This is a genomic window from Duganella sp. HH101 (assembly GCF_001758795.1).
Taxonomy (GTDB): Bacteria; Pseudomonadota; Gammaproteobacteria; order Burkholderiales; family Burkholderiaceae_D; genus Rugamonas; species Rugamonas rivuli.
In genome coordinates, this window is record NZ_LRON01000032.1 from 35694 (window position 1) to 50613 (window position 14920).

General features: G+C 64.0%; 14 protein-coding genes. 5 read left to right on the plus strand and 9 right to left on the minus strand.

The features are described from left to right. Window positions 1-28 precede the first annotated feature (28 nt). The 6 genes from DUGA2_RS30010 to flhD form a co-directional block, all read right to left on the minus strand. Window positions 29-577, minus strand: coding sequence for a hypothetical protein (locus DUGA2_RS30010; protein ID WP_008450081.1), 549 nt, complete (start codon window positions 575-577; stop codon window positions 29-31). 38 nt (window positions 578-615) lie between these two features. Beyond that, the gene (gene motB, locus DUGA2_RS30015) at window positions 616-1554 is read right to left on the minus strand and encodes a flagellar motor protein MotB (RefSeq protein ID WP_070272998.1); all 939 of its coding nucleotides are present in this window, start codon (window positions 1552-1554) and stop codon (window positions 616-618) included. Between the two features lie 21 nt (window positions 1555-1575). After that, window positions 1576-2436: a flagellar motor stator protein MotA gene (gene motA / locus DUGA2_RS30020; RefSeq protein ID WP_070272999.1), complete on the minus strand. Its 861-nt coding sequence runs from the start codon at window positions 2434-2436 to the stop codon at window positions 1576-1578. A gap of 131 nt (window positions 2437-2567) precedes the next feature. After that, window positions 2568-3365 carry a class I SAM-dependent methyltransferase gene (locus DUGA2_RS30025; protein WP_070273000.1) on the minus strand — a complete coding sequence of 266 codons (798 nt, stop codon included), beginning with the start codon at window positions 3363-3365 and terminating at the stop codon, window positions 2568-2570. Next, entirely contained in the window at window positions 3362-3907 is a 546-nt protein-coding gene (flhC, locus tag DUGA2_RS30030; protein WP_008450088.1) for a flagellar transcriptional regulator FlhC, read from the minus strand. Before flhC ends, DUGA2_RS30025 begins: the two co-directional genes overlap by 4 nt. 18 nt (window positions 3908-3925) lie before the next feature. Further along, on the minus strand, window positions 3926-4243 hold the full coding sequence (flhD, locus tag DUGA2_RS30035) for a flagellar transcriptional regulator FlhD (RefSeq protein WP_008450090.1): 318 nt from the start codon (window positions 4241-4243) through the stop codon (window positions 3926-3928). Window positions 4244-4844: 601 nt separating this feature from the next. Between flhD and kynU the strand changes: the two genes are divergently transcribed. From kynU to DUGA2_RS30060, 5 genes are all read left to right on the plus strand, one after another. Beyond that, window positions 4845-6095 carry a kynureninase gene (kynU, locus tag DUGA2_RS30040; protein ID WP_070273001.1) on the plus strand — a complete coding sequence of 417 codons (1251 nt, stop codon included), beginning with the start codon at window positions 4845-4847 and terminating at the stop codon, window positions 6093-6095. Between the two features lie 16 nt (window positions 6096-6111). After that, window positions 6112-6975 carry a tryptophan 2,3-dioxygenase gene (gene kynA / locus DUGA2_RS30045; protein WP_070273002.1) on the plus strand — a complete coding sequence of 288 codons (864 nt, stop codon included), beginning with the start codon at window positions 6112-6114 and terminating at the stop codon, window positions 6973-6975. A 161-nt stretch (window positions 6976-7136) separates the two neighbouring features. Further along, a complete protein-coding gene (locus tag DUGA2_RS30050; protein WP_070273003.1) occupies window positions 7137-7739 on the plus strand; it encodes a hypothetical protein in 603 nt (200 codons plus the stop codon). A 98-nt stretch (window positions 7740-7837) separates the two neighbouring features. After that, window positions 7838-8383, plus strand: a complete 546-nt coding sequence (locus DUGA2_RS30055; protein ID WP_070273004.1) for an alpha/beta hydrolase — start codon at window positions 7838-7840, stop codon at window positions 8381-8383. 58 nt (window positions 8384-8441) lie between these two features. Beyond that, entirely contained in the window at window positions 8442-9041 is a 600-nt protein-coding gene (locus DUGA2_RS30060) for a CHRD domain-containing protein (protein WP_070273005.1), read from the plus strand. Window positions 9042-9048: 7 nt separating this feature from the next. Here the strand turns inward: DUGA2_RS30060 and DUGA2_RS30065 are convergent, their stop codons facing one another. From DUGA2_RS30065 to DUGA2_RS30075, 3 genes are all read right to left on the minus strand, one after another. Continuing rightward, on the minus strand, window positions 9049-11046 hold the full coding sequence (locus tag DUGA2_RS30065; protein WP_070273006.1) for a CocE/NonD family hydrolase: 1998 nt from the start codon (window positions 11044-11046) through the stop codon (window positions 9049-9051). Window positions 11047-11124: 78 nt separating this feature from the next. Further along, a complete protein-coding gene (htpG, locus tag DUGA2_RS30070; RefSeq protein WP_070273007.1) occupies window positions 11125-13044 on the minus strand; it encodes a molecular chaperone HtpG in 1920 nt (639 codons plus the stop codon). Window positions 13045-13126: 82 nt separating this feature from the next. Next, a complete protein-coding gene (locus DUGA2_RS30075; protein ID WP_141753428.1) occupies window positions 13127-14761 on the minus strand; it encodes a PLP-dependent aminotransferase family protein in 1635 nt (544 codons plus the stop codon). Window positions 14762-14920: the final 159 nt, after the last annotated feature.

The following is a 14920-nucleotide window of genomic DNA, read 5'->3' on the forward strand; positions in this document are numbered from 1 at the left end:
TTTTAAAACAATCGGTAGGTCGCGGCGCTCAAAACAGTTCGATGTCGCCGCTCTCCAGGTGTTGTTGACTGACGGCCTTGCGCAGCACGCTGCGCAATTCCAGGCTCTGGATCGCCAGCGCCATGCTGACCTTGCCCAGCAGCGCGACGATTTCCTCGTTGTCGCTCTCGGGCAGCATCTCGGCGCCGTGCGCGCCCAGCGTGCCGAGGAACTCGCGCAGGCCCGTCACGCGCTTGAGCGTGCGGTCGATCAGCTGGCTGGTCATGTCCTGGAACTGCAGGCTGGTGATGGCGGCGTTGACGTAGCCGCCGACCTGGCCCTGCAGCGCCTCCAGCTGGGCGCGCTGTTCGGCGCTGGCGGTGCCGCCGTCGAGCAGCAGCTGGATCGTGGCCTGCTCGGCCTCCACCGCCTGGTGGATGGCCATGAAGTTGAAGGACAGCTTTTCGATCGCTTCCTCCAGCAGCAGGCCGGTCTGGATCAGGTCGGTCTCGACCTCGGTTAAATGCTTGCGTCCATGGTCAGACACGCCCGACAACAGGCGTTTTACATGTGAGCCCAGGATTTTTTTTCTCGTCATAACAGTCTCGTTGTTCCGCTTGCCGTACTTGTTGCGTGCTACTTGCGCACCGGCGGACCGGCCGGCGCCGCCGGCGGCGCCTGGCCTTCGTCGGCGCCCACTTCCAGCTGGCGCGCGCCGTCGCGCATCACGTTTTCCTCGGTGCGCTTGTTCATCACGATGATGCTGATGCGGCGGTTGATCGGGTTGAACGGGTCGGCCTTGTCGAGGTTGGCGGCCGAGGCCAGGCCCACCACGCGCAGCACCTTGGCGTCGGCCATGCCGCCGGCGATCAGCTCGCGCCGCGAGGCGTTGGCGCGGTCGGCCGACAATTCCCAGTTGCTGTAGCCGGCGTCGCTCAGGTAGGGCGTCGAATCGGTGTGGCCGGACAGGCCGATCTTGTTCGGCACGTCGTTCAGCACGAAACCGATCTCGTGCAGGATCTCGCGCGTGTACGGTTGCAGCTCGGCCTTGGCCAGCGCGAACATCGGGCGGTTTTGCTCGTCGACGATCTGGATCCGCAAGCCTTCGCTGGTGATGTCGAGCAGCAGCTGTTCCTTGTATTTCTTCAGCAGCGGGTTGGCCTCGATCTTGGCTTCGATCTTTTCCTTCAGCGCTTTCAGGCGCTGGTTTTCCTCGGCTTCCAGCGCGGCCTTGGCGGCGGTCAGGTTAAAGGTTTTCTTGATCTGCGGATCGTCGCTGGCCTTGACCTGGCCGTCGCGCCGCGTCAAATCCTTGCCGCCGCCCGGGATCACCGACGAACTGTCGCCGCTGCCCGAGCCGCCCTGCATGGCGACCTTCAGCGGCGTCTTGAAGTATTCGGAGATACCGTTGAGGTCGCCCTTGGTGGTCGAGCCCAGCAGCCACATCAGCAGGAAGAAGGCCATCATCGCCGTCACGAAGTCGGCATACGCGATCTTCCAGGCGCCGCCATGGTGGCCGCCGCCGCCCTTCTTGATGCGCTTGACGATAATCGGCCGCAAGCCCTCTTCAGCCATGGCGATTCCTTATGGTTGCTGTCACTTGGACTTCGATTTCTTGATATGGTCTTCCAGCTCGGCGAAGGTCGGGCGCTCGGTCGAGTACAGCACCTTGCGGCCGAATTCCACCGCCAGCGCCGGCGCATAGCCGTTCAGGCTGGCCAGCAGCGTGACCTTGACGCACTGGTACATCTTGGTCGATTCATCCAGCTTTTGCTCCAGCAGGCTGGCCAGCGGGCCGACGAAGCCGTAGGCCAGCAAAATCCCGAGGAAGGTGCCGACCAGCGCGTGGGCGATCAGGATGCCCAGCTCGGCCGGCGGCAAGCCCACCGATTCCATCGTGTGCACCACGCCCATCACCGCCGCCACGATGCCGAACGCCGGCATGCCGTCGCCCAGCTTGGCGATGGCGTGCGCCGGCACGGCGTGCTCGTGGTGGTGGGTGTCGATCTCGTTGTCCATCAGGTTTTCGATCTGGAACGCATCCATATTCCCCGACACCATCAGGCGCAGATAATCGGTCATGAACTCGACGATGTGGTGGTCTTCCAGCACGCTGGGATACTTGCTGAACAGCGGGCTTTGCTCCGGGCTGTCGATATCGCCTTCGATCGACATCAAGCCTTCCTTGCGCACCTTGGACAGGACGTCGAACAGCAGCGACATCAGCTCCATGTACAAATCCTTGGTGTAGCGCGACCCCTTGAACAGCGTCGGCAAGGCGGCCAGCGTGGCCTTGATCGCCTTGCCGTTGTTACCGACCAGGAAGGCGCCGAGCGCGCCGCCGCCGATCATCACCAGCTCCAGCGGCTGCAGCAGCGCGGCCAGATGCCCGCCGTTCATGGCGAAGCCGCCGAACACGCCGACACAGACCACTACATATCCAATTATGACTAACAAGCGCGCTGACTCCCCAGAATGAAAACGGCACGCATCATACCTAACAAACGGCCGTTTTCAATAAATTTACATGTAGAACTACAATAGCGTGACTAGGGGGGAGCGGGCAAGAGAATAACGCGAAATGATGCTTAAAAGTACCATATGTAGAGGGCGGCGCCGCCCTCTGTGGCGTGAATGGTCTGATCGGGCGCACGGGCGTGGATGGCAAACTCGTAGCTGATCAGCATGGCGCCGGGCTGCATTTCGGCGGCGGCCTTGCGCCACAGGCCGTCCATCGCGGCCGGCGACAGGTAGGCGAACACCAGCTCATATTGGGCGAAGTCGAGCTGTTCGTAATCGCCCAGCGTGAAACGGGCGCGGCTGCCGGCCAGCGCGGCGCGCAAGCGGCTCGCCAGCCACGGCAGCGGCGCCAGTTCGATGCCGCTGCACTCGGCGTCCGGCCGCTGCCGCGCCAGGTACAGCACCAGCCCGCCCAGCCCGCTGCCGATGTCGATCATGCGCAGGCGCTTGCCGGCGGCCGGCGGCGGCAGCACTTGACGTACCGCATCCCAGACCGCCGGGCGCGACGGGTAGTACGGCACTTGCGTGCGGAAGGTCGACCAGTACAGGCCGAGCAGCAGGAGGAAGGCCGCCAGGAACAGCCACGGCGGCAGTTGCAGCGCCAGCGCCGCCAGCAGAGCGGCCGGGAACAGCAACTGGATCGCGCGCCACCACACGGCCAGGCCCAGCTTCCAGCTCAGGCCGGCCGCGAGCAGGCCCTGCACCAGCACCAGGCTGCGGCCGTCGACGTCAAAACGGAAACTGGCCATCACGTACAGGATGGCCAGGGTCAGGGGCGCGGCGCCGCACTGGATCAGCAGCGCCCGCACGGCGGGCGCGCGGGCCAGGCGCCGGAGATAGGAGTCGGGGCGGGACGGCCGGTTCACGCGGCCAGGGCGTCGGCGTCGCGCGCCTTCTTGGTCTTGCCGGCGCGCGAAGGCATGTGGCACAGGCCGCAGACATAGCTGCCGTTCAAGTCCATGCAGTTGACCACGAACTTGCCCTGGCATTTGCCGCACGGGGCCAGTTCCAGCATCTTGCTGCTGAAGAAGCGCACCAGGGTCCAGGCGCGGGTCAGCGACAGCAGCGGCTCCTCGCCCGCTTCCGGCGGCATTTGTTCCAGGTACAGCTTGTAGGCTTTCATGACCGCCTCGATGCCGGTGGCGCCGGCGTGCTCGGTCAGGAATTTATGGATGTTGATGAACAGCGAAGCGTGGATGTTCGGCTGCCAGGTCAGGAACCAGTCGGTGGAAAACGGCAGCATGCCCTTGGGCGGCGACACACCCTTGAGTTCCTTGTACAGCTTGAGCAGGCGTTCGCGCGACAACGACACTTCCGACTCCAGCAACTGCAGGCGCGCGCCCAGCTGTATCAGTTCGATGGCCAGCTGGATTTCCTGGGCTTCCGTCACTACGCTTTTCTTGGTCATGATCGGCTCCGGCGGCGGTTAAGCGATTTCTTCGACGGCCTGGCCGGCCATCAGGATGGCGGCGTGCGACTGGGCCAGCACCCGGTCTTTATTGTAGTTGGTCAGCATCGACAGGATGGCGCTGTCGTCGAAGCGGAAGCGGGCCAGCATCATGTTGCCGCCTGCCAGTTTCAGGATCTGGGCGTTGCTCATGCCCTCGATCAGGTCGGCGATCTCTGCGGCGATGCCGAGGCGGAAGATCGCGGTGACTTTGTCGGCGCGTATCATCTGCTGGGCCAACATCAGGTAGCTCAGATTGGCATCGCGAATTTCAGCCATCATATCGTTAGCGGTCATTTCCATCTCCTAGTCCGTGATCTGCACTGCGGAACACAATTGCGTTTCCAGTGAGATACATTCTGCGGGAGCAACAAAAATACGAGTAGAGGATGTCCTCCGTATTTTTCGTCGGGAAATAGCGGGCACGACCCGTCGGTGTTTGTCTGACAAACACTCGCAGATCGCTCACCCACGCCCTTGCGGCGCGGGTTTCATAAGGTCCAAGATCTTCAAAAAAGTCCTGTCGTGAAACGAAAAATAGTCTGTATGGCGACTCTTTTTTGCTACATCTAACCCGGTTACGGCAGCATTTCGGGGAACTTTAGGGTTTCCGCAAAAATATTTTGAAGTATTTTCGACTTCCGTCTTGCCACCTGATGGCGCTTTTCCGCTCATCATGAAACTGGTAACGGCAGCGTTTTGGGGAACTTTAGGGTTTTTTTGAAAAAAATCGAAAATAATTTAAAAAAAGTCGCAAAGCCAGCAAACATGCGGGTTTCAAGGCGCCCCAAGGGCTTGGTATCGGCCTACGAACCGGGTCCGCCCCCGGTATTTCGGGTTACACTGGCAACTTATTTAAGCCTAAAGCATTCCACCTACCCTGCAAGAAAGTTACACAATGACAACTCGCAACGACTGCCTGGCCCGCGACGCGCAAGACCCGCTCGCCGCCCTGCGCGACCAGTTCGACCTGCCGCCGCATGTGATTTATCTGGATGGCAACTCTTTAGGCGCCCGCCCCAAGGCCGCGCTGCCCCGCGCCCAGCAGGTGATCGCCCAGGAATGGGGCCATGACCTGATCCGCAGCTGGAACACCGCCGGCTGGTTCGACCTGCCCAAGCGCCTGGGCAACCGCCTGGCGCCGCTAATCGGCGCCGCCGACGGCGAAGTGGTCGTCACCGACACCACCTCGGTCAACCTGTTCAAGGCGCTGGCCGCCGCGCTGCACATGCAGGCCGCCGACCCCGCCCGCCAGGCCCGCCGCGTGATCGTCACCGAACGCTCCAACTTCCCCACCGACATCTATATGGCCCAGGGCCTGAGCAGCTGGCTGGAACGCGGCTACAGCGTCAAGCTGGTCGACTCGGTGGAGGAACTGCCGGCCGCCATCGGCGCCGACACCGCCGTCGTCATGCTCACCCACGTCAACTACCGCACCGGCTACCAGCACGACATGCGCGCCGCCAGCGCCCTGGCCCACGCCGCCGGCGCACTGATCGTCTGGGATTTGGCGCACTCGGCCGGCGCGGTGCCGGTCGCCCTGAACGACGACGGCGCCGACCTCGCGGTAGGCTGCACTTATAAGTACCTGAACGGCGGCCCCGGCTCGCCGGCCTTCATCTGGGTGCCGCGCAAGCACCAGGCCGCCTTCCGTCAGCCGCTGTCGGGCTGGTGGGGCCACGCCGCGCCATTCGCGATGGCGCCCGACTTCGCGCCCACCGACGGCATCGGCCGCGCGCTGTGCGGCACCCAGCCGGTGGTGTCGCTGGCCATGGTCGAATGCGGCCTGGACGTGTTCGGCCAGACCAGCATGGCCGCCATCCGCGCCAAGTCGCTGGCCCTGACCGACCTGTTCATCACGCTGGTCGAGCAGCGCTGCGCCGATCATCCGCTGGGCCTGGTCACGCCACGCGAACATGCGCGCCGAGGCAGCCAGGTCAGCTTCACCCATCCGCACGGCTACGCGGTGATGACGGCGCTGATCGCGCGCGGCGTCATCGGCGACTACCGTGAACCCGCCATCATGCGCTTCGGCTTCACGCCGCTGTACACCAGCTATGCCGACGTCTGGGATGCGGTCGAGATCCTGCGCGACATCCTGGACCGCAAGGATTACAACGTCGACGCCAAGCGCGACGCAGTGACTTAATAACGAGATAAACGATATGAGCGATTCCCAAAAAACCGGCTGCCCGATGCACGCCTCCGATGCACAGTGGCACGGCGCCGATATGGACTTCAGCAACAAGATGAGCTACGGCGACTACCTGGGCCTGGACCAGATCCTCACCGCCCAGCACCCGCTGTCGCCCAACCACAATGAAATGCTGTTCATCGTCCAGCACCAGACCAGCGAACTGTGGATGAAGCTGATGCTGCACGAAATGCACGCGGTGCGCGCCCACCTGCAATCGGACGATCTGGCGCCGGCCTTCAAGATGCTGGCCCGCGTGGCCCGCATCATGGACCAGCTGGTGCACGCATGGGACGTGCTCGCCACGATGACGCCGCCGGAATACACGGCCATCCGCCCCTACCTGGGCGCATCGTCGGGTTTCCAGTCCTACCAGTACCGCGAGATCGAGTTCATCCTCGGCAACAAGAACGCCGCCCTGCTCAACGTCCACACCACCGCGCCCGACGCGTTCGCCGTGCTGGACAAGGCATTGCGCGAACCCTCGGTCTACGACGAAGCGATCAAGCTACTGGCCCGCAACGGCCTGCCCGTCTCCGCCGAACGCCTCAACGCCGACTGGACGCTGCCGACCGCCTCCGACGAGTCCGTCAAAGAAGCGTGGCTGGAAGTCTACCGCGACCCAAGCCGCTACTGGGCGCTGTACGAGCTGGCCGAAAAGCTGGTCGACCTGGAGACCGCGTTCCGCTTCTGGCGCTTCCGCCACGTCACCACGGTCGAACGCATCATCGGCTTCAAGACCGGCACCGGCGGCACGGCCGGCGTCAGCTACCTGCGCAAGATGCTGGACGTGGTGCTGTTCCCCGAACTGTTCGCCCTGCGCACCGCCCTCTGAGATTGCCGCGAGAATACACACCATGGGTAGTACCGCATTCTCCTTATAGCAAACCTACTGAATCTTCTCCTGAAATCTACTGAATTGAACTTCCTGCTACTGGGCCGGTCTAATTCAGTAGCCAGAAGCAGAATTCAGTAGATTTCAGTAAGGAGAAAAGTATGTTTGCCACAATGAGCGTGCAGGTCTCCCCCACCACCCTGCTCGCGTTGATGGAGCGGCTGCGTGAAACCGGCAGCGCCATCGATCCGGCCGAAGCCGTCGACGCCGCGATCCGGCTATGGCTGGCAGCTCCGAGCGGCGCACCGCCAGCCGCACCGCGCGGCTACCAATGGAAAACGCTGTTCCTGCCCGAAGGCACATGGCTGCGCATGGCCTACCGTGGCGACCATGAATACGCCATCGTCGAAGGCGATCACATCATGTACAAAGGCCGCGCCATCTCGCCCAACCAATTCGCCGGCGGCTACGCCGAAAGCGTACGCAACGCGTGGCAAGACATCTCCATCCGCATGCCCGGCGAAAAGAACTGGAAAATCGCCGACGCGCGCCGCCGCGAACTGGCCCGCGCCGCGGCCACCCCTGTAGCTCCTGCGACCCCGACCGCGGCTGCGGCAGCTGCCGCGACGCCGGCAGCTTCATCCAGCGCCGCGCCTATGTCCGCCGCACAACCGGCACCCCGCGACACCACTCCCGGCCAAGGCTGGACCGAGCCCGAACGCAGGAAATACCGCTTCCGCCTGGAGGACGTCGCATTCGATTGAAGCCATTTGTCCATGCTTGCGCAAACTGCCGCCGCCAGCAAAACAAGCGCCCCCAGCCGAAGTAAGATAAGCACCCTCTTACCCAGCAAGGAAACCGCATGGATGACGAAGTACTGACCCTGGCCGGCCTGTGGAACTCCGGCCCCGCCCACTGGCAATCGCAATGGGAGCGCAAGTACCCGCACTGGGTCCGCGTCCCGCACCGCGACTGGGAGACGCCCGACAGCACCGAATGGGTGGCCGAACTGGAAGCCGCCATCGCGCAATGCAAGCGCCCGCCGGTGCTGGCCGCGCACAGCCTGAGCTGCTCGCTGGTCGGCCGCTGGGCCGCCTCCGGCTCGCAATTGAAAATCGCCGGCGCCTTCCTGGTCGCCCCCAGCGACACCGACGCCCCCAGCTACCCCGACTGCACCACGGGCTTCCAGCCCATGCTGCTGCAACGCCTGCCCTTCCCCAGCCTGGTGATCGCCAGCAGCGACGACCAGTACGTCAGCCCGCAACGCGCCCGCCAGTTCGCGCAAGCCTGGGGCAGCGGCTACGTCGAGATCGGCAATGCCGGCCACATCAATGGCGACGCCGGCTACGGCCCCTGGCCCGAAGGCGAACAATTGCTGCAGGATTTTTGCGCAAAACTGTCCCGCTGACGGAACTTGCGCGCCTGAGCGCCCTCTAACTGTCATCAAGAACAAGGAGGGAAGCAAGATGAACCAGCGTATCCGCAACTGCGCGGCGGCCGCCGCCCTGCTGCTGACTGCCATGACAGCCAGCGCCACCAACTACACCGCCATCCTCACCGGCCCGCAGGAATCGCCGCCCAACACCTCGCCCGCCATCGGCGCGGCGGTCGTCAGGTTCGACCCCGCCACCCACGTGCTGGAGGTGGACGTCGCCTTCAGCGGCCTGCTCGGGCCCACGACCGCCTCGCACATCCACTGCTGCACCACCTCGCCGCACGCGGGCACCGCCGGCATCGCGACGGAAACGCCCACCTTCGGCGGCTTTCCCATGGGCGTGACGAACGGCGCCTACACCAATACCTACAACACGGCGCTGGCGGCCAGCTGGAACCCGATTTTCCTCAGCAGCCATGGGGGCACCACGGCAGGCGCCGAGTCCGCCTTCGCCGCCGGCCTGGCCAGCGGCGAAGCTTATCTCAACATCCACAGCAGTCTCTACCCAAGCGGCGAAATCCGCGGCTTCCTGACGGCCGCGCCAGTGCCCGAACCCGCCATGTTCGGCATGCTGGGCCTGGGCGTGCCGGCCGTGCTGCTGATGGCGCGCCGCCGCAAGACCCCGGCTTGATGACTGCTTAGCGGGTCGCGCCAACCAGCGGCAGCTCGATATAACTGTCGTGGTAGACACGCTGGGTCGCCTTCCTGTAGTCGGCCGGCTGGGCGTAGAAAATATTGGGCACAAAGGTCTGCGGGTTGCGGTCGTACAGCGGGAACCAGCTCGACTGCACCTGCACCATGATGCGATGCCCCGGCAGGAATACGTGGTGCGCGGTAGGCAGCGCGAAGCTGTACGGCAAGGCCGTGTTGGCCGGGATCGGCCTGGCCGTCTCCAGGCTTTCGCGATAACGGCCACGGAAGATATCGCCCGCCACCATCAGCTGGTAGCCGCCCATCTCCGGCTGCGCCGCCACCTGGTCCGGATAAACATCGATCAGCTTGACGACCCAGTCAGCGTCGGTGCCACTGGTCGAGGCCAGCAGATGCGCGACCGGCTCGCCGGCTATCTTCACCGGCGCCGTCAACACATCGGTCGTATAGGTGAGCACATCGGTGCGCCCCGACGCCTCGCGCTGGTCGTCGACCAGCCAGCGCGGCCAGGTCTGGCCCTTGGCCTCGTCATAACCGTAAGGCGCGATGGGCCGCGCGCGATAAGGTACGGGCTTGGCCGGATCGGACACATACTCATCGAACGCCGCCCGCTGCGCCGGCGCCGAGGCCGGCCGCGACGCCGCATTCGTCAAGTTCAGCCGCGAGTTGGCCGCCAGCTTCAGCGTGGCCGGCGCGATCGCACAGCCGCTGACGCAGCCGCTAGGCCAACTATTGAGCGAATGCCACTTGTTGCTGCCCGTCTCGAACGCCGACACCGGCGCAATCTGCGCCGGCGGCGCATCATCTTTCAGATAGCGATCCAGGAAAGGCCGCAGTATCTCCTGCCGGAAATGCAGCGCCGTATCGCTGTTGAAGCGCAGCGCGCCCAAGCGGCTGCCATCGCCGATGGCCCCGCCATGGTTCCACGGCCCCATCGCCAGGAACACCTTGCCATCCTGATCGCGCGGTTTGATCGCCTTGTACACCGCGATGGCGCCATAAATATCCTCGGCATCCCACAGGCTGTGCACCAGCAAGGTCGGCACCGTCACCGGCTGCGCCGCCAGGATACGGTCCATCGCCTGCCCGCGCCAGAACGCGTCATAGCTCGGATGCGCAACGATCTTGCGCCAGAAACCGCTCTGCTCCAACCCGCGCTGGCGGGCCAGCTCGCCCACCGAACCGGCGCGGATGAACATATCGTAATCGTCGTAATGGCTGGTGTACCACTTGGCCTCATTGCGCCGCGTCACCACCTGCTCCAGCACATAGGACAGATTGACCTGCCGGAACGCACCGTTGTGGAACCAGTCGTCGCCGCGCCAGCCATCGACCATGGGATTCATCGGCACCGCCGCCTTCAGCGCCGGATGCGGATTCACCAGCGCCATCAACGGCAAAAAGCCATCATAGGAAATGCCGATGATGCCGACCTTGCCATTCGTCTCGGGAATATTCTTGACCAGCCAGGCTATGGTGTCCCAGGTATCGGTGGAATGGTCAACCGGCGTCGGATTGAGCGCGCTGCCACTGAGCGCCCGGTTCATCACATAATCGCCCTCGGAGCCGTACTTGCCGCGCACATCCTGCACCACGCGGATATAGCCGCCCTCGACGACGACATCGGCCGCATTGTCATAGCCCTGCAGAATGGACTCCATCTGCGAGCTCTCGTTATGGCTGGTCAGCTCGGCCGCACTGTACGGCGTGCGCGTCAGCAAGATGGGCGCATTGCGCGCCTTGCGCGGCACGATGACCACGGTATTGAGCTTGACGCCGTCGCGCATAGGCACCATCACTGAGCGCTTGACATAGTCATAGCCATCGACCGGCGCCTTGAACTCATCGGGCGTCTCGCTCGGCAATGCGGGATACATCGGGGAAGCCGCCACGCCCGGCGTCGATGCCGGCAGCGTATTCTGGGCCAGGACGGCCTGTGCGGATAAAACGAAGGCGCCAGTCAGCGCCAGCACGATCTTATTCATGAATATCCCGGAAGCTGAGCCAGTGAAACCTCAACATAGCACAACTCCCGGGACGGGTCTTGCCAGCTTATTTGCCGATTACTTGCTTGCGCCGCTCAGCAGCATTTCATTCAGGCGCTTGACGAAGGTCGCCGGATCGCTCAGCGAGCCGCCCTCGGCCAGCAGCGCCTGGTCGAACAGGATGTTGGCCCAGTCGCTGAAGGCGTTGCCCGCTTCCTCGTATTTCAGGCGCGTCACCAGCGGGTGGTTAGGGTTGATCTCCAGGATGGGCTTGGACTCCGGCGCGCTCTGGCCGGCCGCCTTCAACATGCGCAGCAGGTTGCCCGACAGCTCATGCTCATCCGCCACCAGGCAAGCCGGCGAATCGGTCAGACGGAACGTCACGCGCACATCCTTGGCCTTGTCCGACAAGGCTTCCTTCATCTTGCCGACCAAATCCTTGTACGAAGTCTCGGTCTCCTCGTGTTCCTTCTTCTCGGCCTCGTCTTCCAGCGCGCCCAGATCCAGGCCGCCTTTGGCCACCGACACCAGCTCCTTGCCTTCGAACTCGGTCAGGAAGGACAGCATCCACTCGTCCACGCGGTCGGTCAGCAGCAGCACTTCCACGCCCTTCTTGCGGAAGATCTCCAGGTGCGGCGAGTTCTTGGCGGCGACATAGTTATCGGCCGTGACGTAGTAGATCTTGTCCTGGCCTTCCTTCAGGCGCGCGACATACTGCTCCAGCGAGACATTCTGCTCGTCGTTGTCGTTCGCGGTCGACGCGAAGCGCAGCAGCTTGGCCAGACGGTCCTTGTTGGCCGCGTCCTCGCCCACGCCCTCTTTCAGCACCTGGCCGAATTCCTTCCAGAAGGTGACATACTTGTCCTTCTTCTCCTGCTCGTCCGCGTTCGCCAGCTCTTCCAGCATGCCGATCACACGCTTGGTCGAACCGTCGCGTATCACCTTCACATCGCGCGACTCCTGCAGGATCTCGCGCGACACGTTCAGCGGCAGGTCGGCCGAATCGATCACGCCCTTGACCATGCGCAGATAGGCCGGCATCAGCTGCTCGGCATCGTCCATGATGAACACGCGCTTGACGTACAGCTTGATGCCGCCGCGCTTGTTGCGGTCCCACAGGTCGAACGGCGCCTTGGCCGGAATGTACAGCAACTGCGTGTACTCGCTGCGGCCTTCGACGCGGTTGTGCGTATGCGTCAGCGGCGCCTGGAAGTCGTGCGACACGTGCTTGTAGAATTCCTCGTACTGCTCCGGCGTGATGTCGGCCTTGTTGCGGGCCCACAGCGCGCTGGCCTGGTTCACGGTTTCCAGTTCGTCCTTGACGACGGTTTCCTTCTTCTCCTCGTCCCACTCCTCTTTCGCCATCACGATAGGCAGCGAGATATGGTCCGAGTACTTGCGGATGATGGACTTGATCTTCCACGACGACAGCAGCTCGTCCTCGCCCTCGCGCAGGTGCAGGATGATGTCGGTGCCGCGGCCCGGCTTCTCGATCTGCTCGACCGAGTAGTCGCCCTGGCCTTCGGATTCCCAGCGCACGCCTTCGGAGGCGGGGGCGCCGGCGCGGCGGGTTTCGACGGTGATCTTGTCGGCCACGATAAAGCCCGAGTAGAAGCCCACGCCGAACTGGCCGATCAGGGCCGCGTCCTGCTGCTGGTCGCCCGACAGCTTGCCGAAGAATTCCTTGGTGCCCGATTTGGCGATGGTGCCCAGGTGCGAGATCGCCTCGTCGCGGCTCATGCCGACGCCGTTGTCGGAGATCGTGATAGTGCGCGCAGCCTTGTCGAAGGCCACCTTGATCTTCAGTTCATGGTCGTTGCCGTACAGGGCATCGTTGTTGATCGCCTCGAAACGCAGCTTGTCGGACGCGTCGGACGCGTTCGAAATCAGCTCGCGCAGGAAAATCTCTTTATTCGAGTACAGCGAGTGGATCATCAGCTGCAGCAGCTGTTTCACTTCGGCCTGAAAGCCCAGGGTTTGCTTGTCGTTGTCTGCCATTTTAAAAGCCTCAATAGTCTTGTGGTTGATGCAAGGGTTTGACGAAAGTGGGGATTATAAGAGGGTTTTCAAGAGCGGCCCCTCATTTGCCCAACTCCCGTTCGAAGAAACGCCACACCGCCGGCTCCTGCATCGCCGCCACGTTCAGCCGCATGCGGGTCGACGGCAGCTGCTTGGGCGAGAACAGGCTGCCCGGCGCCAGCAGCAGGTTGTGCGCCATCGCCCGCTCGGTCAGCACATTGGTGTCGCAGCCGGCGTCGGCCCACACGAACATGCCGGCCGGCGGCGCCACGTCCACCTTCAGCCCCACCCGCTCCATCTGGCGTATGGTCTTGGCGCGGATCGCATCGAGCCGCGCGCGCACCCGGTCCGTATGCTTGCGGAACGAGCCCTCCGACAGCACCTTGTACACCACCCGTTCGCCGATATCGCTGGTGGTGAGCATGGTCAGCATCTTGCGGTCGGCCAGGCGCTCGGCCCGTTCGGCCGACGCCGCGATGAAGCCGACCCGCAGATTGGCCGCCATCGTCTTCGAGAATCCACCCAGGTAGACCACCCGCTGCAGCTGGTCCAGCGCCGCCAGCCGCGTGGCCGGCTGCACCGCGCTGCCCGGATGCAGGTCGCAATAGATGTCGTCCTCGACGATGATGAAGTCGTGCTCCTCCGCCAGCCGCAGCACCTGGAAGGCCTTGGCCGCCGACAGCGAGGTCGAACTCGGGTTGTGCAGCACCGAATTGATGATGTACAGCTTGGGCTTGTGCAGCGCCGCCAATTCGGCCAGCTGGGCGATGTCCGGGCCGTCGCCCAGGCGCGGAATGCCCACCACCTTGGCGCCCAGCGCCGCGAAGGAGCCGAACATCAGGAACCAGGCCGGATCGTCGACGAAGATGGTGTCGCCCGGCCGCGTGAACTCGCGCGCCACCAGGTCCAGCGCCTGCGTCACGCCGGCCGTGGTGACGATCTGCTCCGGCGCCGCCGCGATCTCCAGCTCGGCGAACTTCAGCTGCAGCTGCTGGCGCAGCGGCAGGAAGCCCTGCGGCACGCCGTAGCTCACCAGCAGATTGGCGTTCTGCCGGCTGACCGAACGCAGCGCGTTGGCGATGGCGGCGCCGTCCAGCCAGTCCGGCGGCAGCACGCCGGTGCCGGGGGTCTGCCCGTGCGGCATCTGGCGGAACATATTCCGCACCAGCCAGACCACATCGATAGGCTTGACGCCCAGGCGCTCGCGTTCGCGCTCGCTCTCCCCGGCCCGGCGCCGCCCGCCCGGCCGCCGCTGCGCCAGCTCCAGCTCCAGCGCCGCCGGCTCGCGCACGAAGAAACCGGCGCCCCGGCGCGATTCCAGATGGCCCGAGGCCACCAGCTTGTCGTAGGACGCCACCACCGTGAACGCCGACACCCCGTGCGCCGCCGCGAACGCCCGGATCGACGGCATGCGCGCGCCGCCGCGCAGCAGGCGGTCGTCGATGCGCGCCGCCACCGAGCGCACGATCTGGTCGATCAGCGTCTCGCCGGACTCGCGCGACAGCAATCCCAGCATGGGCCCCGTCTTCGCAGCCTTCGGTGGCGCGACGGCCACCGACGTCACGGCCGGCCCCGGCGCCGCGGCCGCCTTGGCCACGGAACGCGCCTCGGCCGCCGCCAGCGCATCGGCCACCGCCTCCGCCGCGGCCGACGCGGCGGCGCCCAAAAGTGAAGTGCGCGTACGTGTATTGGTCATTTTACCGTCACAGTATGAGAAATTATGTGTCGAAGTGTACTGGCACTGTACTGGTTTTGTCACGTAGCATACCTCCATACCGCTTATAACCATATTTGTAACGCCACCGGAGACCCGCATGACCCGTCTCTTATACACATCTCCGAGCCCACGAGACGG